At 55.2% G+C, this 25,697-nt stretch carries 16 protein-coding genes; 9 read left to right on the top strand and 7 right to left on the bottom strand.

All coding sequences use genetic code 11. From position 1 onward, the window contains the following. Positions 1–41: 41 nt before the first annotated feature. The 4 genes from lysC (at position 42) to SGBXF1_RS21945 (ending at position 9,428) form a co-directional block, all read left to right on the top strand. Positions 42–1,409, top strand: a complete 1,368-nt coding sequence (gene lysC, locus SGBXF1_RS21930; RefSeq protein WP_037416076.1) for a lysine-sensitive aspartokinase 3 — start codon at positions 42–44, stop codon at positions 1,407–1,409. Positions 1,410–1,553: 144 nt separating this feature from the next. After that, on the top strand, positions 1,554–2,471 hold the full coding sequence (panS, locus tag SGBXF1_RS21935; protein WP_186427546.1) for a ketopantoate/pantoate/pantothenate transporter PanS: 918 nt from the start codon (positions 1,554–1,556) through the stop codon (positions 2,469–2,471). A gap of 410 nt (positions 2,472–2,881) precedes the next feature. Beyond that, the gene (locus tag SGBXF1_RS21940) at positions 2,882–4,558 is read left to right on the top strand and encodes a ShlB/FhaC/HecB family hemolysin secretion/activation protein (protein WP_186427547.1); all 1,677 of its coding nucleotides are present in this window, start codon (positions 2,882–2,884) and stop codon (positions 4,556–4,558) included. Positions 4,559–4,601: 43 nt separating this feature from the next. Next, positions 4,602–9,428, top strand: coding sequence for a hemagglutinin repeat-containing protein (locus SGBXF1_RS21945; RefSeq protein WP_186427548.1), 4,827 nt, complete (start codon positions 4,602–4,604; stop codon positions 9,426–9,428). A gap of 50 nt (positions 9,429–9,478) precedes the next feature. Here the strand turns inward: SGBXF1_RS21945 and SGBXF1_RS21950 are convergent, their stop codons facing one another. From SGBXF1_RS21950 to SGBXF1_RS21975, 6 genes are all read right to left on the bottom strand, one after another. Next, positions 9,479–11,128 (bottom strand): Na/Pi cotransporter family protein, encoded by a 1,650-nt coding sequence (locus SGBXF1_RS21950; protein ID WP_186427549.1) that lies wholly within the window; start codon positions 11,126–11,128, stop codon positions 9,479–9,481. Positions 11,129–11,401: 273 nt separating this feature from the next. Then, positions 11,402–12,394 carry an ABC transporter ATP-binding protein gene (locus SGBXF1_RS21955; RefSeq protein WP_186427550.1) on the bottom strand — a complete coding sequence of 331 codons (993 nt, stop codon included), beginning with the start codon at positions 12,392–12,394 and terminating at the stop codon, positions 11,402–11,404. Positions 12,395–12,398: 4 nt separating this feature from the next. Further along, entirely contained in the window at positions 12,399–13,184 is a 786-nt protein-coding gene (locus tag SGBXF1_RS21960) for an ABC transporter permease (RefSeq protein ID WP_186427551.1), read from the bottom strand. 17 nt (positions 13,185–13,201) lie between these two features. Beyond that, entirely contained in the window at positions 13,202–14,041 is an 840-nt protein-coding gene (locus SGBXF1_RS21965) for an ABC transporter permease (RefSeq protein WP_037416061.1), read from the bottom strand. 11 nt (positions 14,042–14,052) lie between these two features. Next, on the bottom strand, positions 14,053–14,850 hold the full coding sequence (locus SGBXF1_RS21970; protein WP_037416057.1) for an alkaline phosphatase family protein: 798 nt from the start codon (positions 14,848–14,850) through the stop codon (positions 14,053–14,055). A gap of 11 nt (positions 14,851–14,861) precedes the next feature. After that, a complete protein-coding gene (locus SGBXF1_RS21975) occupies positions 14,862–15,923 on the bottom strand; it encodes an ABC transporter substrate-binding protein (protein WP_061807772.1) in 1,062 nt (353 codons plus the stop codon). 193 nt (positions 15,924–16,116) lie between these two features. Between SGBXF1_RS21975 and SGBXF1_RS21980 the strand changes: the two genes are divergently transcribed. After that, positions 16,117–16,842: a UTRA domain-containing protein gene (locus SGBXF1_RS21980; protein WP_061807771.1), complete on the top strand. Its 726-nt coding sequence runs from the start codon at positions 16,117–16,119 to the stop codon at positions 16,840–16,842. A gap of 74 nt (positions 16,843–16,916) precedes the next feature. On the opposite strand, the gene metH is transcribed toward SGBXF1_RS21980, so the two are convergent. Further along, positions 16,917–20,627: a methionine synthase gene (metH, locus tag SGBXF1_RS21985; protein WP_115185231.1), complete on the bottom strand. Its 3,711-nt coding sequence runs from the start codon at positions 20,625–20,627 to the stop codon at positions 16,917–16,919. Between the two features lie 182 nt (positions 20,628–20,809). On the opposite strand from metH, the gene iclR reads away from it, so the two are divergent. The 4 genes from iclR to edd all read left to right on the top strand — a co-directional run bounded on the left by iclR (position 20,810) and on the right by edd (position 25,683). Beyond that, positions 20,810–21,640, top strand: a complete 831-nt coding sequence (iclR, locus tag SGBXF1_RS21990; protein WP_061807951.1) for a glyoxylate bypass operon transcriptional repressor IclR — start codon at positions 20,810–20,812, stop codon at positions 21,638–21,640. 245 nt (positions 21,641–21,885) lie between these two features. Further along, on the top strand, positions 21,886–22,425 hold the full coding sequence (gene gntK, locus SGBXF1_RS21995; protein WP_037426661.1) for a gluconokinase: 540 nt from the start codon (positions 21,886–21,888) through the stop codon (positions 22,423–22,425). Next, positions 22,422–23,759, top strand: coding sequence for a gluconate transporter (gene gntU, locus SGBXF1_RS22000; RefSeq protein WP_061807770.1), 1,338 nt, complete (start codon positions 22,422–22,424; stop codon positions 23,757–23,759). Before gntK ends, gntU begins: the two co-directional genes overlap by 4 nt. Positions 23,760–23,868: 109 nt before the next feature. Further along, positions 23,869–25,683 (top strand): phosphogluconate dehydratase, encoded by a 1,815-nt coding sequence (gene edd, locus SGBXF1_RS22005; RefSeq protein ID WP_186427552.1) that lies wholly within the window; start codon positions 23,869–23,871, stop codon positions 25,681–25,683. The last annotated feature ends 14 nt before the right edge of the window (positions 25,684–25,697 follow it).

The raw sequence follows: 25,697 nt of genomic DNA on the forward strand, positions 1-25,697 counted from the left end.
AGCGCTCTCTGAATAGAGCCACCCTGACACGAGGTTTTTACATGAACCAAGCAGCACCCCAGAATTCCACCGTTGTCGCCAAATTCGGCGGCACCAGCGTTGCTGATTATGAAGCCATGAATCGCAGCGCCGACGTCGTCCTATCCAATCCGGACGTACGTCTGGTGGTCTTGTCCGCTTCCGCGGGCGTCACCAATCTGTTGGTGGCTCTGGCCGAAGGCAGTGATGCCGACAAGCGCACTTACCAGCTCGATGAAATTCGCCGCATCCAATACGCCATCCTTGATCGTCTCGACAACCCGGCCGTGATCCGCGATGAAATCGACCGCATGTTGGAAAATATCGCCATGCTGTCTGAAGCAGCGGCACTGGCGACCTCAACAGCGCTGACCGACGAACTGGTCAGCCACGGCGAATTGATGTCTACCCTGCTGTTCGTTGAGATCCTTCGCGCTCGCAACGTGCAGGCAGAATGGTTTGACGTACGTAAAGTCATGCACACCGATGACCATTTCGGGCGCGCCACACCGGACAGCGCAGCGCTGAGTCAATTAGCCCAAACGTTACTCAAGCCGCGTCTGCAGGAAGCGTTGGTGGTCACTCAAGGCTTTATCGGCAGCGAGCCAAAAGGCCGCACAACTACGCTAGGCCGCGGCGGCAGCGATTACACTGCGGCACTGCTGGGCGAAGCGCTAAGTGCCAGTCGCGTGGATATCTGGACCGACGTGCCGGGCATCTACACCACCGATCCACGCGTAGTACCCGCAGCAAAACGCATTGATAAAATCGGTTTCGAAGAAGCTGCGGAAATGGCGACCTTTGGTGCAAAAGTTCTGCACCCAGCGACTCTGTTGCCAGCTGTTCGCAGCGATATCCCTGTGTTTGTCGGCTCAAGTAAAGACCCTTCCGCCGGGGGCACCTTGGTGTGTAACACAACCGAGAACCCACCGCTGTTCCGCGCACTGGCACTGCGCCGTAAGCAAACCCTGCTGACACTGCACAGCCTTAACATGCTGCACGCACGCGGTTTTCTGGCCGAAGTGTTCAACATTCTGGCACGTCATAATATCTCGGTGGATTTGATTACCACTTCCGAAGTCAGCGTCGCACTGACAATGGATACAACGGGTTCAACCTCAACGGGTGGTAGCCTGTTAACGACCTCACTGCTGACCGAGCTGTCGTCTCTATGTCGGGTGGAAGTAGAAGAAAATCTGGCTCTGGTAGCGCTGATCGGCAATAAGCTTTCCCAGGCCTGCGGCGTGGGTAAAGAGGTGTTCGGCGTACTCGACCCATTCAATATCCGCATGATTTGCTACGGCGCCAGCAGCTATAACCTGTGCTTCCTGGTTCCAGGTAACGACGCCGAGCAAGTAGTACGCACCCTGCATCACAATCTGTTCGAATAAACTATTATCATCCCTTGCGGGCGCAGCATGCTGCGCCCCTACATCTAAAAAATCAGTTCATAACCGTAGGGGTTCAGTCCGCTGAACTCGCAAAAAAACACAACTCCACCCCATCGTTCTATTTGGCTAAGGAAAACCTCATTCATGCTGGCAAAATTTACCCGATTATTCCCCCTGTGGGCGGTGTTGCTCGCCGTCGCCGCCTACTTCACACCCACCACCTTTACCGGTATCGGCCCCTTCGTCAGCCCGCTGCTGATGCTGATTATGTTCGCCATGGGCGTCACGCTGCGGCTGGATGACTTTAAGCGCGTGTTATCTCGTCCTGGTCCAGTGGCGGCGGGGATCTTTCTGCATTACCTGATCATGCCTCTGGCGGCCTGGCTGCTGGCGATGCTGTTCCATATGCCACCGGATCTTTCCGCTGGCATGGTGTTGGTCGGTAGCGTCGCCAGCGGGACCGCTTCCAACGTCATGATCTATCTGGCAAAAGGCGATGTTGCGCTGTCCGTGACCATCTCAGCGGTTTCTACGTTGGTCGGCGTCTTCGCAACGCCACTGCTGACCCGCTTATACGTTGATACCGAGATCAGCGTCGACGTCATGGGTATGCTACTCAGTATTCTGCAGATCGTGGTGATCCCTATCGGTCTGGGGTTGATCGTCCATCACACCTTCACCAAAACGGTCAAACGTATTGAGCCTATCCTGCCGGCGCTGTCGATGATCTGTATTTTGGCCATCATCAGTGCCGTAGTGGCAGGCAGCCAAAGTCATATCGCCTCGGTTGGGCTGGTGGTGATCATCGCGGTGATCCTGCATAACGCCATCGGGCTGTTGAGCGGTTACTGGGGCGGCAAGCTGTTTGGCTTTGACGAGTCCACCTGCCGTACGCTGGCGATTGAGGTGGGTATGCAAAACTCCGGGTTGGCGGCCACATTGGGCAAAATCTACTTCTCACCACTGGCTGCACTGCCGGGTGCCCTGTTCTCTGTGTGGCATAACCTGTCCGGTTCGCTGCTGGCGGGTTACTGGTCCGGTCGGCCGATCAACAAAAAATAATTTCACTCCGGGGCGCAAATGACTGCGCCCCATCTTTCTACGAAATTTCGTATTTCCCACTGGTCGGATTGTCAGAATAATCCCCATCCTCTATTATCCCACCGATAAATAAAAACTCAGATTCTTCTTATAACTGCCGATAACCGCCTATAACGACAAGAGCGGGAAAAACAATTAATTTACTTTTTTAATTACCTCCTTGTGATTAATAAACGCAGGTTTATTAGAAATAAAAACAAGCAGACTAATTATTATTTAGAAAAATAAAAACCCACATTCTTATTTGCCACAAGCAAAAAAGAACCCCGCAATGTGATCGTCGCTCGCTGTTTCGGGCCGGCTGCTGGCCGTCCGTTTATTGACCTCATGGATTGAGTTGGCCGTTTTTCGGCTTCTCATAATGGATTGTAATGATTAAAAAAACCGCTGCCCTGGTGATGCTGTTCAGCACCGCAATACCTGCTGCAACCCTGCCGGAAATGGAACATTTCTCGCCGATGGGTGAATCACGTCGTGCCCTGCAAGACGGTACGCGTGAAGTGAATCAACAGATAGAACAACGACGCTACCAACAGCTTAAGCAGCAGCAATTACTGGCAGAGCCCGAGCCTGCTGTACCCGCTCTACCGCGATCTGCCCAATGCTTGCCAATCGCCGGGGTGTATCTGCAGGGTATTATCTTACTGTCAGAGAAAGATTTGGCGTCGCTGACCGCACTACCACAGCGTTGTATCAGCAGTAATGACATCAACCTGCTGACGCGCGAATTAACCCGTTTATACCTTGATAAAGGCTATATCACTGCCCGCGTACAATTTATTCGCCCCACTGCTGAAGGAGAGTTAGGACTACGGGTTACCGAAGGATTTATCGAGAAAATAGAAGGCGGCGATCGCTGGGTTAACAGCCAATTATTATTTCCTGGGTTGGAAGGGAAACCACTGAAATTAACCCAACTTGATCAGGGGTTGGATCAAGCCAATCGTTTGCAATCGAATAAAACCCGATTAGATATATTACCGGGCAGTCAAACCGGCGGTTCAATTATTCGGTTGCAAAACCGACATACCAAGCCTTGGCTGCTATCAGCCACACTAGACAATTACGGCCAAAAAAATACCGGCCAGTGGTTGGCACGTAGCACGGCAACGCTCGACAGCCCATTCGGCTTGTCAGACTTTGTGAGTCTCAATGTTGCCGGTACGCTGAAAGATCCGTCGCAACGTTATAATCGCGCCTATACCCTGCTCTATTCCCTACCCTACGGTGCTTTTACCTTCAGCGGCTTTGCCAGCTATTCACAATACATGAACCGCCAACAACTGGTGTTCAACAGCTATAAACTGCACGGCCAGACCCAACAATATGGCCTGCGCAGCGATTATGTGTTCTACCGCGATCGCGATCAGATTAACGCTCTGAGCGGTCAGCTGACCCATAAGCGTATTAACAACTATTTTGACACCGTCCGTATCAACCTCGGTAGCCCGACGCTCAGTCTGTTCGAGCTAGGGGTCAACCATCTGCAAATCTTACCCAGCGGCCTGATCAGCGCCAACCTTAGCGTAGAGCAAGGTTTACCTTGGTTTGGTGCCGACCGTCGCGGCGGTACCGGGCTACCCGATCCTCAATTTACCAAAGGCAAGCTGTTCGCCAACCTCACTCAACGTTTCACGTTGGCCGGCTCCAATTACCAGCTGAGTCACCTGCTGTACGGGCAATACAGTCGCGATCGCTTACCCGGTGTGGAATGGCTCAGCCTGACAGACCGTAGCGCGATCCGTGGCTTCAGTCGCAGCACGTTGTCCGGCGATAACGGCTGGTATCTGCAAAATACCTTGTCCCGCAGCTTCAACCTGGGCCAAAGCACGCTTACCCCACGCATCGGCGGCGATGTCGGCCGGGTGCTACCGCGTGACAATCGGCCATCGGGCTGGCAAAGCAGCGCCGGTTTGAGTGCCGGTGCCACCCTTCGCTATCAGCGAGCGACTCTCGACGTCGAAGCCAGCCGTGGTTGGTTATTGTCCAGCCACGCAATGCCGGACGATCCGATCCAGGTGCTGGCACGCTTCTCGTACACATTTTAATCAGTAGTTTTGCAGTAACACAGCGATATACGGAGATACATGGATGAAAAATAATAACTTCAGGCTTTCGGCGGCGGGTAAGTTGGCCGCTTCACTGGCGATCATTCTCGCCTCACTCAGCGCCAGTTATGCCGGAGAGATCGTGGCGGCTAACGGAGCTAACGGCCCTGGTGTTTCCACTGCGGGTAACGGTGCGCAGGTAGTCAATATTGTGACGCCCAATGATCACGGGTTGTCACACAACCAATATCAGGATTTCAATGTTAACCAACCCGGTGCAGTGCTGAATAACTCACTCGACGCAGGGCTGTCTCAGCTGGCAGGCCAATTGGGTGCCAACCCCAATCTGGCGGGCCGTGAGGCCAGCGTCATCCTTAACGAAGTTATCAGCCGTAACCCGTCTCTGTTACATGGCCAGCAAGAAATTTTTGGTATGGCAGCCGACTATGTGTTGGCCAACCCGAATGGGATCAGTTGCAGTGGTTGCGGCTTTATCAATACCAGCCGTTCATCACTGGTGGTAGGTAACCCGCTGGTGGAAAATGGCATGCTGCAGGGTTACAGCACCCTGGGCAATCGCAACACCCTGAGTCTGGACGGCACACTGAACGCCGGTGGCGTGCTGGATTTGATCGCACCGCGCATCGACAGCCGCGGTGAGGTGATTGTCACCCCGGTATTCGATAAGAAAAGCGGGAAAATGGTGTCGGATATCAACGCCATCAGCGGACATAACCGCGTATCGCGCGATGCGCAGGTGCTCAGCAGCGAACAACCGATAAGTGCATTGGACAGCTACTATCTTGGCAGCATGCAGGCCGGGCGCATCAACATCATCAACACGGCGGCCGGCAGCGGCGTGAAACTGGCAGGCAAACTGTTGGGCAGCGATGAGATCCGGGTGAAAGCCTACGACATCCGTGCAGAAAGCCAGATTCGTGATGACAGCAGCAACCGCAACAGCGGTGAGAACTACCAAAACTATCGCGGCGGTATCTATATCAACGACCGCAGCACTAGCCAAAAACTGGTCCGTACTGAGCTCAAAGGCAAAAACATCAGTCTGCTGGCTGATAACAGCAACCACCTGACTGCGACCGATATTCGTGGCGAGGAGGTCAAATTACAAGGTGCCAATCTGACGCTCGACGGTCAGCAATTAAAGCAGACTCAGGGCCACACCAACGATCAATGGTTCTACTCTTGGCAATACGATGTCACCCGTGAAAATGAGCAGCATCAACAAGCCGGCAGCAGCATCAACGCCAGCAAAAATGCCACGCTGACCGCCACCGAACAGGATGTGAAGCTGTTGGGTGCCAGTGTTACGGCAGGCGACGCGCTAAACATCGAAGCCAAGCGCGATGTACAGCTGAGCGGGTTGGTCGAGCGGGATAAAACCAGCGAACGGGGGTATCAGCGTAATCATACCTCCAGTCTACGCACCGGCAGTTGGAGCAACAGCAACGAAACCGAAAGTTTGAAGGGCAGCGACTTACGTGCCGGTGGCGATCTGACGCTGACGGCTGGCAACATGCTGGAGACCCAGGGAGCCAAAGCGCATGCGGGACGTAACTTGACGGCAAACGCCAACGATCGCATCAATATCAACGTACAAAAGACTGCCAATGCGAAGACCGTTCGTGACAACAAAACCTCATGGGGTGGTATTGGCGGTGGCAATAACCAAGACAACAGCAACCGTAGCGAAGTCAGTAACGCCTCCGAATTGACCGCCGACGGTACTCTGCGACTGAACGGTCAACAGGGCGTAACCATTACCGGCAGCAAAGTAAGAGGTAAGCAAGGTGGTTTTGTCGAAGCCACTTCAGGCGGCCTGCGGATCGACAATGCCCTCAGCACCACGGTTGATAAGGTTGATGCCCGTACCGGCACCGTCTTCAACATCACCAGCAGTTCGCAGAAGTCCAATAACAGCCATCAACAATCCACCGCCAGTGAGCTGGTTTCCGATACCAACCTGCAGTTGGTCAGTAAACAAGATACGGATGTGGTAGGCAGCAAGGTGACCAGTACCGGTAAGCTCGACATCAACGCCGGTGGCAATATCAATGTCAGTTCTGGGGAACAGCAACAACGCATTGATGAACAGAAAACCGCACTCGCCATTAACGGCTATGCCAATGAGAAAGGTGATAAGCAATACCGCGCCGGTTTCCGCATCGAACACACCAGCGACAATGAAAAAACCACCCGCAATGAGCAACAGTCGTCGACATTGAGCGGTAGCAGCGTAGCGCTGAAAGCAGATAAAGACGTCACCTTCAGCGGATCCAAACTGGTAACTACCCAAGGTGACGCCAGCATCAGCGGCGATAACGTCTCCTTCCTGGCGGCGGAGAACAAAACCACCAGCGACACTGAACAAACCAAAGTTGGCGGAGGGTTCTACTACACCGGCGGTATCGACAAAGTCGGTTCCGGTATCGAAGGGGGTTATGAGAACAGCAAGACTCACGCGCAAAACAGTAAAGCCGTGACATCAGCCAGCGACGTCAAAGGCAATCTGACGATTAATGCCAAAGACAAGCTGACTCAGCAAGGTGCGCAACACCAGGTTGGCGGTAAGTATCAGGAAAATGCCAACAGCGTTGCCCATCTGGCCGCCACCGACAGCGAAAGCAGCAGCACCCGTAAAACAGATGTCGGTGTAGACATCGGTGCCAACGTGGATTACAGCGCTATCAGCCGCCCTGTAGAGCGTGCCGTGGGTAAGGTGGCCAAGTTGGACGTCAACGGTGCGATTAATGATATTGGCAGCATCGGCTTACCTAATGTGGGCATCGATGTCGGTGCCAACGGCGGTACCAGTGAGAAAAGTAGCAGCAGCTCACAAGCCGTAGTCAGCACCATTACCGCTGGCGAGATTGATGTTAAAACCCCCGGTGAACTGCTGGATCGTGGAACAAAATATCAGGCAACCCAAGGCGCAGTGACGCTGGCAGCGGACAGCCACCGCAGCGAAGCAGCGGAAAACAGCCAACAGGAAAGCCAACGTGACACTCGCGGCAATGCCAACGTTCGTGTCTATACCAACACCGGTAACGATCTTAACGTCGATGCCAAAGGTGACGGCGGTAATAAACGCAGTGAAAACACCGGCAATCAGGCGGTCACAGGCGGTATCACCGCAGCCAATGGCATCAACATTAACGTCAAGCAAGACGCCGTTTATCAGGGGATTTCACTGGATGCCGGCACGGGTAAAGCGCAGGTGACGGCTGAAAACGGCAACATCCGTTTCGACCAGGCGACCGATCGCAGCCATGAAAGCCACAACGACTTCAATGTCAAAGTGTCGGCCAAAGGCGGATCCACTCCGGAAACCAAAAACTTCGGCGGTGGGCTGGGCGGCGGTCGCAGCGTGGGTGAAAGCGACAGCAGCAACGCACAGGTCAGCAGCATCGGCGGCCAACAAGGCGTGGAGCTGGAGGCCGGTCGTGGGTTGACGCTGCAAGGCAGCAATGTCACCAGTCAGGGCGACATCACGTTGAAAGCCGGTGATAAGGTCGCGGTGCAAGCGGCAAAATCACACCAGACACGCAAGGACGATACGCTGTCTGGCAATATCGATATCGGCGGTAACAGCACCGATAATGACAAAAAGAGCGCGGGTGGCATTTCCTTCGGTGGTGCATTTGATATCGCCAAAGTGGATGAATCTTCCACAACCCAGCAAGGTGGTAAAATCACCAGCGGCGGAGCCGTAAACATTACCGCCAAGGGCAAAGACGAGCAGGCTTTACATCTACAGGGGACCGAGATCAAAGGCAGCAGTGTCGTCTTGAACGCCGAACAGGGTGGCGTGATATTGGAGTCGACACAAAACCAGGAACAGAAAAACAACTGGAATCTGGGGCTGAAGGCTAATGCTAAAGGCGGCCAATCTTTCAACAAGGATGCAAACGGCAAGATCGACGCCACCAGCGGCAGCGACACCCATACTCTGGGGGCTGGGGTGAAGGTCGGCGTGGATAAACTACAAAAAACCACCCAAGGCAATAGCGTGATCAGTGCTGGAGAAGTGACGCTCAACAGTGGCAAAGATACCACCTTGGCCGGTGCTCAGGTCAATGCTGACCGTGTACAAGGCAATATTGGCGGCGATCTGCATGTCGAGAGCCGCAAAGATAGCGAGAGCAGCGTGAAGGTCAATGTGGATGTCGGTCTTAACCACACCAATGATCCAGCCAGTAGTATCACCTCCAAGTTGTCCAAAGTGGGTACGCCGCGCTATGCCGGTAAAGTGAAAGAGAAATTGGAAGGCGGTATCGACAAGATTGCGGATGCCACCACTGACAAGTACAACAGCGTGGCTCGTCGTCTCGATCCGAAGCAGGATACCACCGGAGCCGTCAGTTTCAGCAAGGCCGACGGGGGTAAGGTCACTCTACCGGAAACCTTGGTAGGTGAAAAAGAAAAGGCACCACTATGGGATCGCGGCGCTCGCTTCCTCGGCAACAAGTCCAAGGAGAGCCTGACCGGTCCTGCCGGACTGCAAGGCCAATTCAAGGTGAACGCCGATGTCGTCAATAACGATGCAGTTGGCGTGAAATCCTCCATTAACGGAAAAAATGACGTGGCACTGAATGTTCAGGGCACGACCCATTTGACCGGCGGCGAAATCCGCAGCCAACAAGGCGAAGTAACTCTGGGTAACGGTAAGCTTGAACAGCAGGATGTGACAGGCAATCGCTATCAGGGTGGCGGCCATCTTGATGCCGCAGCCTCTGTCGGCGGACTGTTGGGTATCGCGGGTAAAAGCGTGGTGAACCTGGAAACGCCGATCGGCGGCTACGGCAATAGCCAAGCTGCCGATGCTAAGGCTGGCGTCTTTTCAGGTAAGTAGTTTACGGTAATTAACCTGAGTCATGCCCCCGGCTAAACCGGGGGCATTTTTTACAGCGTGCTCGGCGTATCCTCCCATTCACGCTCATCATCCTTTTCATCCTGATCCAGCACGTTATACGCCACGGCACAGAACAGTGAGTTCAGGCGTTTCATATCCCCCAGCAGCCCAAGATGCAGTGAACTGGTTTCGATGCTCTGTACGTTTTGTTGGTGCAGACGGTCAACGTGCGCATGCGCATAGCGACGGTCCAAAATGCGGAAACGATGTTTTGAACGGCGCAACCGCTTGGCGCTGGTAACATCACCCGACAGGAACACCGACAGGCCGAGCCGTAGATTGGCGATCAGCCGCTCATGCAATGCGTCCAATTCCGCCAAGCCTTCCGTCGAGAACGCGCGCCGAGCCGCATGTGATTTCGCCCCTACATCACCGGCCATGCGTTCGATAATGTCGCCCGCTTGCTCCAGATTAAGCGCCATCTCGATGATTTCAGCCCAGCGGCGGGAATCTTCTTCGCCCAAATCCTCCTTCTGGATCTGCGCCAAATACAGCTTGATGGCGGTATACAGTACATCGACATCGTCGTCGAGCCGCCGCACCTCTTTATCCTGCCCTTGCTTACCGTGCAGCACTTCGCGCTGCAGAATCATCATGTGTTCCACCACGTCTCCCATGCGCAAGGTTTCTCGCGCCGCATTGGCCAATGCCAACGTCGGCGTATCCAGCGCGCTGGCGTCGAGGTGTCGCGGTCGCAATCGGGGATCATCGGCGGCCACGTCCGCGATCAACGTTTCGCATAAACGCGCCATCGGTTCCGCTAACGGGATCAACACCAGGCAACGGATCAGGTTATAAAAAACGTGAAAATAGATAACCAGCTCTTCGTTCTCTCCTGGCAGCCGGGTCATGATGTCTGCCAGATAAGAGACAAAGGGTAACACCAGCACGCAACCGATCAGCTTAAATAACAGACTGCCAAGCGCTACCCGACGCCCGGCCGCATTCTGGCCACTGGTATTGATCACCGCCAGTAGGCCGCTACCAAGATTGGCACCGATCACCAGACACAGAGCTACCTTCAACGAGATCACGCCTGATGCCGTCAGCGTCGCCGTCAGCAATACCGCCGCCAGGCTGGAATAGCTGATAATAGCGAACAACGCACCGGTCAGGGCATCCAGCATCACATCACCGGTCAGTGATGAAAATAGCACCTTCACCCCAGCCCCTTGGGTGATTGGCGTAGCTGCAGCGACGATCAGTTCCAACGCCAGTACAATCAGCCCGAGACCAATGCACACCCGGCCCATTTGGCCTACCCGCGTTTGTTTGCGGCTGAGGAACAAAAATACGCCGACCAGGATCAGCAACGGTGATAACCAGGAAAGATCGAAAGTCAGTATTCGCGCCATCAGCGCAGTACCGACGTCGGCGCCGAGCATAATCACCAGTGCAGGCGTTAGCCCCACCAGCCCCTGCGCGACAAAAGATGTAACCAGCAGCGCGGTGGCGTTACTGCTTTGCACTAACGCGGTTACGCCAATACCGGCAACAAACGCCAGCGGTTTTTTCTCCACGCTGTCGCTCAATACCCGACGCAGATTAGCGCCGTAGACCCGCATGATCCCGGTGCGCACGATGTGGGTGCCCCACACCAACAGCGCCACAGAGGAAAGCAGGTGAAGAAGGGTCAACACGGAAAATACGCTCCATTAACGCCAGCAGGAGTAAATAAAAGCTATACCCGCTTAATCTTTGGCTGCAAGACGATGGCCAGCGGAGAAGTCCTCAGGAGCTTATTCAAGAAAGTACCTGAGGGTGAGACCGCGCAGTCAACACACCTACAGCATGAAAAGCGACGGGGATAGCAGGCTATCCTGCCTGCCGGGCGTGAATAAAGCAGGAAAGCGGCAACGGATTGCAGACTGCCGCTTAGGGGAAGAGAAATCCCGCTTATCAGCGTGAAAATGTCATGCAACTTCCCGTAATGTAACAGTTTCTAAGTGTAGTCCAATTTCGCTACCGTCAGCATGCAAATCAGCCACTGAACGGTTAAGCACATCCACCAGCAGTTCAACACCACGTACCTGCACGCGATAACGTACTACGTTGCCCAGCAGGCTGTGGTTGAGGATAACCGCAGCAATTCCCTGCCCTGCTGGGAGTATGCCAATGGATTCGGGACGAACAGCTACCTTACCGTGGTATGGGCTGCCGGTCAAAACCGACGCCTGTTCGGCACTCAGCAGGTTGTAGTTGCCAATAAACCCGGCGGCGAAGACGTCGGCCGGCTGGGTATACAGGGTTTCTGCATCACCACTTTGCACGATTTGCCCTTTGTTCATCAGCACAATGCGATCCGACAGCGTTAGCGCCTCTTCCTGATCGTGGGTGACGAAGATCGCCGTCAGGTTCAGTTCGCGCTGGATCCGACGGATCTGTTCACGCAGATGTTTACGGATCCTGGCATCCAGTGCCGAGAGTGGCTCGTCAAGCAGCAGCAAACGCGGACGCGTCACCAACGAGCGCGCCAGCGCCACCCGTTGGCACTGGCCGCCGGAAAGCTGATGCGGATAACGATTGGCTAACTCGGTCAGCTCCACCAGCGCCAGGACCTCCTGCACCCGCTGTTGGATTTGCGCCCCACCCAGCTTTTGCATTTTCAAGCCAAACGCCACGTTGCCCTCAACAGTCATGTTCGGAAACAACGCATAACTCTGGAACACCATGCCAATACCGCGCTTTTGCGGCGGCATTGGAACCAGATCCTGACCTTGCAACAATATCTGTCCGCTGTCGACCGACGTCAGCCCAGCCAGGCAGCGCAATAGCGTGGATTTCCCGCAACCACTCGGGCCGAGCAGCGTGACAAATTCCCCTTCCTCAGCGGTGAAGTCGATGTCCTGAAACACTTGGGTTTGGCCGTAGTGTTTATTGAGTCGGGTGACGTTGAGATAAGCCATGCGGTTAACCCTTAGTTTTATTCAGCAAATTCGCCAACCAGGTGACGATCAGCACCACGGCGAAATAAGAAATGACCAGTGCGCTGGTGAAATGGCCGCTGCCATTACGCATGTTATAGAGGTAGACCTGCAGCGTTTCATATTGACTGCCCACTAACAGGTTGGCGAAAACAAACTCGCCAATCAGGAAAGAGAATGACAGCAGGACGGCAATCATGCCGCCTTTGCGCAAATTCGGCAGCACCACCAGCAGTGCGGCTTGCCAGGTACTGGCACCCAACAGATGGGCAGCGTCCATCAGATCGCGCAGGTTAATCGCCTGCATGTTGTTGCTGACGGCACGGTAAATAAACGGCAGTGCAATGGCGAAGTAACAACCGATCAGGATCCACGGCGTTCCGAGCAGCGGCAGTGGATCGGTGGCAAACAGTTGCATCAACCCGACGGCGGACACCACCGGTGGGACAGCGAACGGCAACAAAATTAGCACGTTCATCACGGCATCTAATTTTGGGAAGTAGTAAGCAATGACAAACATCATCGGCAAAATCACCACCACTGCCAGCACCAGGGTGCCGAAACAGATCAGTAGCGAGTGCCACAACGCCAACAGGAAGCGCGGATCGCTCCACAACGCGACCAACCATTTCAGGGTAAAGCCATCCGGCAGGATGGTTGCGCCCCATTGGGTGGCCAGTGCATAAATCAGCGTCGCCGCCAGCGGCAACAGCAGGATCAGCAACAGTAAGCAGCTCACCACACGGTGATAACCGGTTTCAAAACGGGACATGTCGGCCCTCCACAACGTTATGAGCGTGCATTGAGGTAGCTCCGACGCAGTAGCCATTGATGAATCAAGGTGATGAACGCCATCATCGCCACCAGCAGCATCGCCAGCGCGCTAGCCAGATTAGGATCGAGGGAAATATCCCCCGCCACCAATGCCGAAATACGGATCGGTATGACGTTAAAATTACCGGTGGTCAGTGCGTATACCGTGGCATAGGCGCCCAGGGCGTTGGCCAGCAGAATGACGAAAGTGCCCATCAATGCCGGTGCCAGTACCGGCAGGCCAATATGCCGCCAATAGTGCCACGGGCTGGCACCCAGCAACGACGCTGATTCGCGCCAATCTTCACGCAATGCGTCAAATGCCGGGTACAACAACAGGACACCCAATGGAATCTGGAAATAGGTGTACAACACGATAAGCCCGGTTTTGGAATAAAGGTTAAACCCCTCCATCAAACCGTATTTACGGAGCAACAGCGTGAGGCAACCATTTAGCCCCAGCAAGATGACAAAGGCGAACGCCAACGGCACACCTGCGAAGTTGCTGGTCATATTGGTAAACGACATCACAAAATCATGGAACCGTGTCTGGCCCAGTTGACGCAGTGAGTAACTGCCCACCAGGGCGATCAACAAGCCGTAAACGCTCGACCAGAGGGAAATTTCCAACGAGAACTGAAACGCCTGCAAGTAGAACGGCGAAGTCAGCACATCAACATAGTTGCCCAGCCCCCAGCCACTGCTCTGGCTGAAAAAGCTGCTGACCGCAATCCATACCAGCGGTGCGATTTGGAACGCGCCGAACAACAGGATGAACGGCAGCAGGCACAGCGCGGCAATCCACTTAGCTTTCATTTTATGCGCCCTTATACCAACAACGCACGACAGCGCGGCTTGTCGTGTGCCACTTGCAGCACCTCACACAACGTTCCGCACAGGTCGGTCTGCTGCGGGTTAGCATCGTTCTGGCTGAATGCACTGCCAAAGACAAACAGCGGCACCTGACGTTCTTCAGGCAAGACACCGCCGTGGCTGCGGTCGTCATTCATGCCGTGATCGGCGGTGACCATGACCTGATACCCCTCAGCCAACCAGTCTGCCAAATAACGCGACAACACACCGTCAGCATGACGTGCCGAATTGCGGTATTGCGGCGAAGACAGACCAAAGCGATGGCCAGCGTCGTCGATGTTCATCGGGTGGATCAGTAAAAAGTCGGGTTGATGACGGCGGCGTAAGCTTTCGGCGTCGTCAAATAAATGAGAGTCCGGGTAGCGGTCGTCATAATAAAAATGGCCGTGCTGGATCGGTAACTCAGCATTATCGGTATGGCGATCGCGGGCAGCGTCGAACGGGGTACGGTTATATAACTCACTGAACCAATGGTAGGCGGCCGCAGCGGTCGTCAGGCCAGCAGCACGCGCGTAATGGAACACGCTTTGCTGATGCGACAAACGCGACACCTGGTTATGCACTACACCGCTTTCCACTGGCGGGACGCCGGTGAGGATGCATTCATACAGAGGTCGGGAGAGCGAGGGTAACTCGCTCTCCACTTGATACAACCGTCCGCGTCCTGCCGCACATTCAGCCTGCAGATAGCCCATAGCGTCATGCGCCACCTGATAGTTCAGACCGTCTAACAGCACGAGGATCGTTTTCATGATGGTTTAACTCACTGCTGCATAAACATAATGACATTTTCCTGCCACTGACGCGGCAGCGTTTTGGCGCTTTGTTCCCAGGCAGCCGGATCGGCGATTGGGTGGGCATTTTTATACTGTTCTGCTGGTAGCAGTTTGGCTTTAACATCGTCCGGCAGTGTCAGATGTTCCGCACGGATCGGACGAGCATAGCCGCGTGCCAGGTTGATTTGACCAGCGTCAGAGAAAATGTATTCACGTGCCAGCTTGGCAGCGTTCGGGTGCTTGGCGTACTTGTTGATGATGGTGGTATAGCCAGAAGTGATGGAGCCGTCAGACGGGATCAACACTTCAAAACGGGTCTTGTCGATCTGATCGCGGTAGTTAAGGCCGTTAAAGTCCCATACCACGCCAACCTGCACTTCGCCTTTTTCCAGCGAGGCGATCACCGGGTTAGTCAGGCTCAAACGCCCTGCCTTAGCCAGCTTGCCGAAGAATTCCAGGCCCGGCTTCAGGTTCTTCTCATTGCCGCCCATGGCGTAAGTAGCTGCCAATACGCCGCTTGCCGCCTGTGAGGCAGTGCCGACATCACCGATAGTGACCTGATAAGTTCCCTTCAGCAGATCAGCCCAGCTATGCGGGATCTCTTTTACTTGTTGTTTATTGATAATAAAAGCGATAGTGCCTGTGTAAGCCAGCGCCCAGTGGCCATCTTTGTCCTTCGCCCAGTCCGGTACCTGAGCCCAGGTAGACGGTTTGTACGGCTGCGTCACGCCTTTCTGGACCGCAATCGGACCGAATGCTGCGCCCACATCACCAATATCCGCAGTGGCGTTACCCTTCTCTGCATCGAACTTAGCGATTTCCTGTGCCGAACTCATGTCGGTATCGACATGCTTCAGGCCATATTTGCTCAACAAGTCTTGCCAGGTGCCTTTCCAGTTTGCCCAGCTGTCCGGCATGCCGACACTGTTAACTTCACCTTCTTTCTTAGCTGCCTGCTCCAGCGCCGCCAGATCGGTATCCGCGGCCCAGCTCATCTGGCTGGTCAGTACAATGGCACTGCTTAACACAGAAGCGCACAAACGTTTCATAACTGATGCTCCGGGTGGTAGTGTGTAGAGGCGCTGGACTAGTCCAGCAAGAACCAAGCCAATCTAACGGACGAATGTGATAATTATATGTCAGTCTAAAAAAGCAGCATTTTTATTGCGTTCGGACGTCACCGAAGCTTCCTCTGGTCTACCTTAACTGGGGCGATAAGCACTGAAATGGGGCAACTGTTGCATGAGTGAAGGAACAACAACCGTGGCGACCATTTGCCAGACTCTGGCTAGCCGTATCGCCGAAGGGGAGTTCAACGCCGACGGCAAACTGCCTTCCGAGAGAGCCCTGAGCGAACAGTTTTCTACCACCCGCATTACACTGCAGGAAGCGCTAGGCCAGTTGGAGGCGCAGGGAGTGATTTACCGTCAGGTCAGACGTGGCTGGTTTATCTCGCCGCCTCGCCTGGTGTATAACCCGTTACAACGCAGCCATTTTCATGCCATGGCGCAGCAACAGGGGCGTGATGCCCATACTGAGGTCATCGACGCAGCTACCGTGCCGTTGTGTGCAGCCTTGAGTCAAAAGCTCACTTTGCCGCCCGGCACCGAGGTCTATCGCATTCGGCGGCTACGCTATATCGACGGCCGCGCAGTGCTGTACTGCGAGCATTACCTCAATCCCGCCTACTTTGCCGGTATTTTGGACGAAGACTTAACCCAATCACTTACAGGGCTGTATGCCGAGCACTATGGGATTCGTTATGGGCGAGTTCGTTTCGATATGCTGCCGACACTGCTGCCGCAAGAAGCCGCAAACATGCTGAAAGTGACCTACGGTAGCCCGGCGCTATTTATTACCCGGGTTAACCGCGATCAGCACGATCGGGTGATTGATTGTGATTTGGAGTACTGGCGTTACGACGCGCTGCACATCGACGTGGAAGTAGTGGCGAATGACGAGGGATAAAAAAGGGGCCAACGTGTTGGCCCCTGCGAGAGAAATTAGCCGGTAGGGGCACCGCATGCGACGCCCTCACTGATTTAGTCGGCGTCATAGCCAAGGTTAGGCGCCAACCAGCGTTCAACCTCACTGACGCTCATGCCTTTACGTGCTGCATAATCCTCCACCTGATCGCGTTGAATCTGCGCCACCGCAAAATACTTGCTCTGCGGATGGCTAAAGTACCAGCCGGACACTGCAGCCCCTGGCCACATCGCGAAGGATTCGGTCAACACCATACCGGTATGGCGGTTAACGTCCAGCAAACGCCAGATTTCCGCTTTCTCGGTGTGTTCCGGACAGGCAGGATAGCCCGGCGCCGGGCGGATGCCCTGATAATTTTCGCGGATCAGTTCTTCGTTGCTCAGGTTCTCTTCGGTAGCAAAACCCCAGTGCAGCTTACGCACCTGTTCGTGCAAGTATTCAGCGAACGCCTCCGCCAAACGATCCGACAATGCTTTCACCATGATTTTATTGTAATCATCGTGCTGTGCATCATAGGCCGCCGCCAGCTCATCTTCTTCCAGACCGCCGGTCACCGCGAAGGCACCGAAGTAGTCGGCCTTGCCGCTGCTTTTCGGCGCGACAAAGTCCGCCAGACAGTAGTTCGGGAAGTCGGTTTTTTCCGTCTGCTGGCGCAGGTGTCGGCTGACCACCAACACCTCGTCACGGTTTTCGTCACGATACACTTCCACGTCGTCGCCGACGCGGTTGGCCGGGAACAGACCGTACACACCGCGCGGGTTGAGGCTACCGTTAGCAGCCAACATGTCCAGCATCTGATTGGCGTCGGCGAACAACCGCTTAGCTTCTTCACCCACCACTTCATCTTCCAGAATGCGCGGATATTTGCCTGCCAGCGACCAGGTCATGAAGAATGGCGTCCAGTCGATGTAATGACGCAGCGTTTCAATACTGGCTTCAACCGGATAAACCCCCAACTGTTTCGGCACCGGTGGCTGGTAATTTTCCCAGTCCAGCGGCATGGCGTTATCACGTGCTTTCTGTAGATCAACTGGCGGCGTGCGCGGCTTTTTGCGCGCATGCTGAATGCGCACGGTTTCATATTCTTTACGGGTACGCGCCACAAAATCGTCGCGCTGGGTATCGGAAAGCAGGGCCGACACCACGCCAACGGTACGGGATGCGTTCTGTACGTAGGTGGTCGAGCCACTGTAGTTCTGCTCGATCTTGACGGCAGTATGCGCTTTGGAGGTCGTAGCACCACCGATCAACAACGGCAGAGTAAAGCCCTGACGCTCCATCTCTTTCGCCACGTTGACCATCTCATCCAGCGACGGGGTAATCAGCCCCGACAGGCCGATGATATCCACGTTCTGCTCACGCGCAGTCTTCAGGATTTTCTCCGTCGGCACCATCACGCCCAGATCGACAATTTCATAGTTGTTGCATTGCAGCACCACGCCAACGATGTTTTTGCCGATGTCGTGCACGTCGCCCTTAACCGTCGCCAGCAGGATTTTTCCTGCCGTAGAGCCTTTCTGCTTGCTGGCCTCAATGTACGGCTCAAGATAGGCCACCGCCTGTTTCATCACTCGGGCGGATTTCACCACCTGCGGCAGGAACATCTTGCCTTCGCCGAACAGATCGCCGACTACGTTCATACCCGCCATTAACGGCCCTTCGATCACTTCGATCGGACGATCTGCTCTCTGCCGGGCCTCTTCGGTATCCAGCTCGATAAACTCGGTGATGCCTTTCACCAACGAGTATTCCAACCGTTTCTCGACCGGCCAACCGCGCCATTCCGCCTGCTGTACCGCTACTTCATTGTCTTTACTGCCGCGGTATTTTTCCGCCAAGTCCAACAACCGCTCGGTACCGTCGTCGCGTCGGTTGAGGATCACGTCCTCTACCGCATCACGCAGCTCTGCCGTCAGATCATCGTAGATCGCCAATTGCCCGGCGTTAACGATCCCCATATCCATGCCATTGCGGATCGCGTGATACAGGAACACCGCGTGGATCGCCTCACGTACAGGATCGTTGCCACGGAATGAAAATGACACGTTGGACACACCGCCGGAAATCATCGCGTGCGGCAGATGAGTTTTAATATCGGCGCAGGCTTCGATAAAGTCGACGGCGTAGTTGTTATGCTCTTCAATACCGGTGGCAACGGCAAAAATATTCGGGTCGAAAATGATGTCTTCTGGCGGGAAACCGACGCGCTCGGTTAGAATTTTATAGGCGCGGCGGCAAATCTCGAATTTGCGTTCACGTGTATCAGCCTGGCCCACTTCGTCAAATGCCATCACCACTACCGCGGCACCATAACGGCGCACCAGCTTCGCGTGGTGAATAAAGGCCTCTTCGCCCTCTTTCATCGAGATCGAGTTAACGATGCCTTTGCCCTGAATGCACTTCAGGCCTTTTTCGATCACCGACCATTTAGAGGAGTCGATCATGATCGGCACGCGGGCGATATCTGGCTCGCCAGCGATCAGGTTGAGAAAACGCACCATCGCCGCTTCAGCGTCGAGCATCCCCTCATCCATGTTGATGTCAATAATCTGGGCGCCGCTTTCCACCTGTTGACGGGCAACCGCGAGCGCTTCACTGTACTTTTCTTCTTTGATCAATCGCTTGAAGCGCGCTGAACCGGTGACGTTGGTACGCTCACCTACGTTGACGAACAGTGTTTTGGCGTCGATATTCAACGGTTCGAGACCCGCCAAGCGGCATGCTACCGGGATCTCCGGCAGCTGGCGCGGTGGCACATCCGCCACGGCCTTGACCATAGCGGCAATATGCTCCGGCGTGGTGCCGCAGCAGCCGCCGATAATATTCAGGAAACCGGCGTGCGCCCACTCCCCGACCTGCTTCGCCATTTCTTGCGCATCCAGATCGTATTCACCGAATGCATTAGGTAAACCGGCGTTAGGGTGTGCTGTGACGTAACTCTCCGAAATACGTGACAGTTCGGCAACGTATTGCCGCAGTTCATCCGGACCCAGCGCGCAGTTCAGACCAAAACTCAACGGCTTGACGTGGCGCATCGAGTTATAAAAAGCTTCGGTAGTCTGGCCGGATAAGGTTCGGCCAGAGGCGTCGGTGATGGTGCCGGAAATCATGATCGGCAGTGCGACACCGAGGGCTTCGAATTCAGTTTCTACCGCAAAGGCGGCGGCTTTGGCATTTAGGGTATCGAAGATGGTTTCGATCATGATGAGGTCGACACCGCCTTCCACCAGCGCACGTGTCGATTCACGGTAGGCATCTACCAGCTCATCGAAAGAAACATTACGGAACGCCGGATCATTGACGTTCGGTGAAATAGAGGCGGTGCGGTTAGTCGGCCCCAGCACGCCAGCCACGTAGCGTGGTTTTTCTGGGGTGCGAGCCGTCCATTCATCAGCGCAGGCACGTGCCAGGCAAGCGGCCTGATAGTTAATCTCGGCAGACAACGACTCCATGTGGTAGTCGGCCATGGCGATCGAGGTAGAGTTGAAGGTATTGGTTTCGAGGATGTCGGCCCCTGCTTCCAGGTAGCCGTAGTGAATGGCGGTGATCACTTCAGGCTTGGTCAACACCAGCAGGTCGTTATTACCTTTCAGATCGCTCTGCCAATCAGCAAAACGTTCGCCGCGAAAGTCGCTTTCTTCCAAACGGTAGCTCTGGATCATGGTGCCCATACCGCCGTCCAACACTAAAATGCGCTGCGCTAACTGCCGGCGCAGTTGCTCTACTCGATTTGTCACTGTAACCCCTTCAATTGCCATCCAGCCCATCGCCCAACTGCTGCAAAAACCAACGAGCCATCCTAGCACAGGTTGTGCGGATAAAGCCGTGAGCGGTAATTGAGAGTTTTTCAGGTTGCCAGGCAACAGATCCGATGAGCTGATTGACGGCTTGCAATTCATACGCAAAAAACGAAAATGAATTCCATCATACGGAAAAAGGAATGTGGATTATGGTCACCCCTGCTCCCGCCAAGCGTGGCAAAAAGCCCCGTGCTGCATCCCCGACCGCCACTGCGGCTACCGGCCAGGTGCAGTCGTTAACCCGTGGCCTGAAATTATTGGAATATATTGCCGAAGCTCAGGGCAACGTCGCGTTGACCGATCTGGCCCAACAAGCCGGGTTGCCGAACTCCACAACACATCGGTTACTCACGACCATGCAGCAACAAGGATTTGTTCGGCAGGTCGGTGATTTGGGCCTATGGACCCTCGGTTCTCATGCCTTTGTCGTCGGCAGCAGCTTCTTGCAGAGCCGCAATCTCCTGGCCATGGTACACCCAACACTGCGCCGCCTGATGGAAGAGTCCGGCGAAACCGTCAACCTGGCTGTGCTCGATACCAGCGAGTACCAGGCAATTATTATCGATCAGGTCCAATGCACCGCGCTGATGCGTATGTCCGCGCCGATCGGCGGCAAACTGCCTATGCACGCCTCCGGTGCCGGTAAAGCCTTTCTTTCTACTCTACCGGATGAGCAGGTCACCCAACTGCTGCATAAGAAGGGTATGCAAACCTATACTCAGCACACCCTGACACCACACAACCTGAAGGAAGGATTGGCGCAAATCCGCAAACAAGGCTTTTCCTTTGACGATGAAGAGCATGCACTTGGCCTGCGTTGTGTAGCGGCCTGTATCTTCGATGAACACCACGAAGCCTTTGCCGCTATCTCTATTTCCGGTCCGGTGTCACGCATCACCGACAACCGTGTGATCGAACTGGGTGCATTAGTGATCCACGCAGCAAAAGAAATCAGCCTGGAGTACGGCGGCGTGCGTTAAGCATAAATCCCGGCGCTTGGGCGCAGCTTCTGCGCCCATTATTTTCTCGCTGTTGTCAGCATGTAAAACGCTGTCCCAATCCTGTTTCTCCCGCCCCGTAAAAACTTGAAGTCGATCACAGTTAACGATCCTGCCTGTTAAAGCCGATTGCAACTGGCGAAACTTCCTTCGACAATGTTACCGATAACATGTTACCGGTAACAATGAATGCACGGTAACGCCACGTGTCGTTTTGGAGCTAAGCCATGACCAATAATCAAAACCGTATTTACGTCATCATGGGCGTTTCCGGCAGCGGTAAGTCCGCCGTGGCCGCCGCCGCTGCCCGCCAACTGTCTGCCGGGTTCCTCGACGGTGATTTTCTGCATCCGCGCAGCAATATCCTAAAAATGGCCGCGGGCGAGCCACTGAACGATGACGACCGTGCTCCTTGGCTGGCCGCACTCAACGACGCCGCTTTCGCCATGCAACGTACTAATAATGTTTCGGTTATCGTCTGTTCAGCGCTGAAAAAACACTACCGCGATCGCCTTCGCGCCGGTAATGGCAATTTGTCGTTCATCTACTTGCACGGCGACTTCCCGGTCATCGAGGCCCGTCTGGCAGCGCGTAATGGCCACTTCTTTAAACCACAGATGCTGGTGACACAGTTTGCCGCGCTGGAACAACCGGGCGCTGATGAGAGCGACGTGATGTCCGTCGACATCAACCAACCATTGGAAGGCGTTATCGCCGATACCGTGAAGCACATTCAGAGCTTCCTGCCACAGGACGTCTGCGCGTGAATACTGTAACGCTGGTCGGTACTGCAGTCGGCTCGGTTCTATTACTGCTGTTTTTGGTGATGAAGGCGCGTATGCACGCCTTCGTCGCGTTAATGTTGGTTTCTATTGCCGCGGGTATTTTCTCCGGCATGCCGCTGGACCGCATCGCCGATACCATGCAAAAAGGTATGGGCGACACCCTGGGCTTCCTGGCTATTGTCGTCGCGTTGGGTGCAATGTTCGGCAAAATACTGCATGAAGTTGGTGCGTTGGATCAAATTGCGGCGCATTTGCTGAAACGTTTCGGCCAAAGCAAGGCACACTACGCGCTCGGCATTGCCGGTTTGATCTGTGCTCTTCCGCTGTTCTTTGACGTGGCCGTGGTGCTACTGATCGGCATCGTGTTTGCCGTAGCACGCCGCACCGACGGCAACATCGTTAAGCTCGCCATCCCACTGTTTGCCGGTGTCGCCGCCGCCGCTTCATTCTTGCTGCCGGGTCCGGTACCGATGCTGTTGGCTTCGCAAATGAAGGCCGACTTTGGCTGGATGATTGCCATCGGTCTGGTCGCAGCTGTCCTCGGCATGCTGATTGCAGGCCCGTTATACGGCAGCTTTATCAGCCGCTATGTTAACTGGTCAATGCCAGCGGATGAAAACGAACCGACATTGAACACCGCCAACCTGCCGTCATTTGGCCTGAGTCTGGCGCTGGTACTCTGCCCCTTGGTGCTGGTCGGCATGAAGACCATTGGTGCCCGTCTGGTCACACCTGGCTCACAGTTACAACAGTGGCTGGAGTTTATTGGTCACCCGTTTATCGCCATTTTAGTCGCCTGTTTGATCGTGATTTATGGCCTGGCAAAACCACGCGGCATGACCAACGAGCAAACGCTGGCCATCTGCTCAGCGGCAGTCCAGCCTGCCGGGATCATCCTGCTGATGACCGGTGCCGGGGGCGTATTCAAACAGATTTTGGTGGATTCCGGCGTCGGCCCGGCATTGGGTGACGCCATGATCGGTACCGGTCTGCCGATTGCCGTCGCGGCCTTTGTGCTGTCCGCCATGGTACGCGTGATCCAGGGATCTGCCACCGTGGCCTGTCTGACTACCGTCGGCCTGGTGCTACCGGTAACCAGCCAACTGGGCCTCGGCGGCGGGCAACTGGCTGCACTGGCTATTTGTATTGCTGGCGGGTCTATCGTCCTCAGCCACGTCAACGATGCCGGTTTCTGGCTGTTCGGCAAATTTACCGGTGCCAATGAGCTGCAAACGCTGAAAACCTGGACGGTGATGGAAACCATTCTGGGTAGCGTGGGCGGGATTATCGGCATGATTGCTTTCACCCTGTTTTAAAACACCATAACGACATAACAGCGCCCCCGGCCTTGCACATCAGGGCTGCAATTCACCACCGGGGGCACCGCCACAGGCGGCGTCTATAACAATAGCATGTGAGGAAGGTATGATTAATCCAACCCTATCCCGTGTCACACAACGCATCATCGACCGTTCCAAATCGAGCCGCGCCGCCTACCTGGCACGCATTGATGCGGCTCGCTCTCAAACCGTACACCGTGCACAACTGGCCTGCGGCAATCTGGCGCACGGCTTCGCCGCCTGCCAGCCGGATGACAAAACTGCGCTGAAAAATATGGTTCGCAGCGATATCGCCATCATTACCGCTTATAACGACATGTTGTCGGCCCACCAGCCCTATGAAAACTATCCGCAGCAGTTGAAGAAGGCGTTACACGCGGTGGGCGCTGTCGGACAGGTCGCCGGTGGCGTACCGGCGATGTGCGACGGCGTGACCCAGGGGCAAGACGGTATGGAACTGTCGCTGATGAGCCGCGACGTGATCGCCATGTCTTCCGCCATCGGCCTGTCACACAATATGTTCGACGGCGCCTTGTTCCTCGGCATTTGCGATAAAATCGTGCCGGGGCTGGTGATGTCCGCCCTGTCCTTCGGCCATTTGCCGTCGCTGTTTGTTCCCGCCGGCCCAATGAGCAGCGGCTTGCCAAACAAAGAGAAAGTGCGCGTACGGCAGCTGTACGCCGAAGGCAAAGCCGACCGTCTGGCATTGCTGGAGGCCGAGGCCGCTTCTTATCACGGCATCGGCACTTGTACCTTCTACGGTACCGCCAACACCAACCAGATGGTCATGGAAGTGATGGGCCTGCACCTGCCGGGCGCCTCCTTTGTTCACCCGGATACGCCGCTGCGCAATGCGCTGACCGATGCCGCCGCACGTCAGGTAACCCGCCTGACCGAAACCGCCGGCAACTACCTGCCGATCGGCCGACTGGTGGATGAGAAGGTGGTGGTGAACGGTATCGTTGCGTTGTTGGCTACCGGTGGCTCCACCAATCTGACCATGCACATGGTGGCAATGGCTCGCGCCGCCGGCATCATTATCAACTGGAATGATTTCTCCGAGCTGTCGGACGCGGTGCCATTGTTATGTCGTATCTACCCGAACGGCCCGGCGGACATCAACCAATTCCAGGCCTCGGGCGGCGTAGCCCTGGTGGTACGCGAACTGTTGAAACACGGCCTGCTGCACGAAGACGTACATACCGTGGCCGGTTTTGGCCTGACACGCTACACCCAGGAACCCTGGCTGGATAACGGCCAACTGGCCTGGCGTGAGGGCACGGAAACGTCGCTCGACGCCAAGGTTATCGCCAGCGTGGCCGAGCCTTTCGAGCACCACGGCGGGACCAAGGTGCTGGCCGGTAATCTCGGTCGGGCGGTGATGAAAACCTCGGCGGTACCGGCGGACAACCAGATTATCGAAGCACCGGCAGTCGTATTTGAAAGCCAGCATGACATCGTACCGGCATTCGAAGCCGGTAAGCTGGATCGCGATTGTGTGGTGGTCGTACGCTTCCAGGGGCCGCAGGCTAATGGCATGCCTGAGTTGCACAAGCTGATGCCGCCATTGGGTGTGCTGATGGACCGCGGATTTAAAGTCGCGCTGGTGACCGATGGCCGCCTGTCCGGCGCATCCGGCAAAGTGCCATCCGCCATCCATGTCACCCCGGAAGCCTACACCGGCGGAATGCTCGCCAAGGTACAAAACGGTGACGTAATCCGCGTCAATGGCCGCACCGGTGAGTTGGCATTGTTGGTCGATGCCGACATTTTGGCTGAGCGTGCGCCTTATCAACCTGATCTGAGTGCGGAACATATCGGCTGTGGCCGTGAACTGTTCAGCGCCTTACGCAGCCAGCTTTCCGGTGCCGAACAAGGCGCCTGCTGCATTAAATTCTAACCCGTCGCATGGCC

It is taken from the genome of Serratia grimesii, from assembly GCF_900186025.1.
Taxonomy (GTDB): Bacteria; Pseudomonadota; Gammaproteobacteria; order Enterobacterales; family Enterobacteriaceae; genus Serratia; species Serratia grimesii.

Bases quoted from the DNA above. Each gene is read 5' to 3' on its own strand.
- edd (WP_186427552.1), top strand. From the start codon at position 23,869: ATGATTAATCCAACCCTATCCCGTGTCACACAACGCATCATCGACCGT.
- SGBXF1_RS21975 (WP_061807772.1), bottom strand. From the start codon at position 15,923: ATGAAACGTTTGTGCGCTTCTGTGTTAAGCAGTGCCATTGTACTGACC.
- SGBXF1_RS21980 (WP_061807771.1), top strand. From the start codon at position 16,117: ATGAGTGAAGGAACAACAACCGTGGCGACCATTTGCCAGACTCTGGCT.
- metH (WP_115185231.1), bottom strand. From the start codon at position 20,627: ATGGGCTGGATGGCAATTGAAGGGGTTACAGTGACAAATCGAGTAGAG.
- SGBXF1_RS21970 (WP_037416057.1), bottom strand. From the start codon at position 14,850: ATGAAAACGATCCTCGTGCTGTTAGACGGTCTGAACTATCAGGTGGCG.
- SGBXF1_RS21955 (WP_186427550.1), bottom strand. From the start codon at position 12,394: ATGGCTTATCTCAACGTCACCCGACTCAATAAACACTACGGCCAAACC.
- SGBXF1_RS21960 (WP_186427551.1), bottom strand. From the start codon at position 13,184: ATGTCCCGTTTTGAAACCGGTTATCACCGTGTGGTGAGCTGCTTACTG.
- panS (WP_186427546.1), top strand. From the start codon at position 1,554: ATGCTGGCAAAATTTACCCGATTATTCCCCCTGTGGGCGGTGTTGCTC.
- iclR (WP_061807951.1), top strand. From the start codon at position 20,810: ATGGTCACCCCTGCTCCCGCCAAGCGTGGCAAAAAGCCCCGTGCTGCA.
- SGBXF1_RS21965 (WP_037416061.1), bottom strand. From the start codon at position 14,041: ATGAAAGCTAAGTGGATTGCCGCGCTGTGCCTGCTGCCGTTCATCCTG.
- lysC (WP_037416076.1), top strand. From the start codon at position 42: ATGAACCAAGCAGCACCCCAGAATTCCACCGTTGTCGCCAAATTCGGC.
- SGBXF1_RS21945 (WP_186427548.1), top strand. From the start codon at position 4,602: ATGAAAAATAATAACTTCAGGCTTTCGGCGGCGGGTAAGTTGGCCGCT.
- gntK (WP_037426661.1), top strand. From the start codon at position 21,886: ATGACCAATAATCAAAACCGTATTTACGTCATCATGGGCGTTTCCGGC.
- SGBXF1_RS21940 (WP_186427547.1), top strand. From the start codon at position 2,882: ATGATTAAAAAAACCGCTGCCCTGGTGATGCTGTTCAGCACCGCAATA.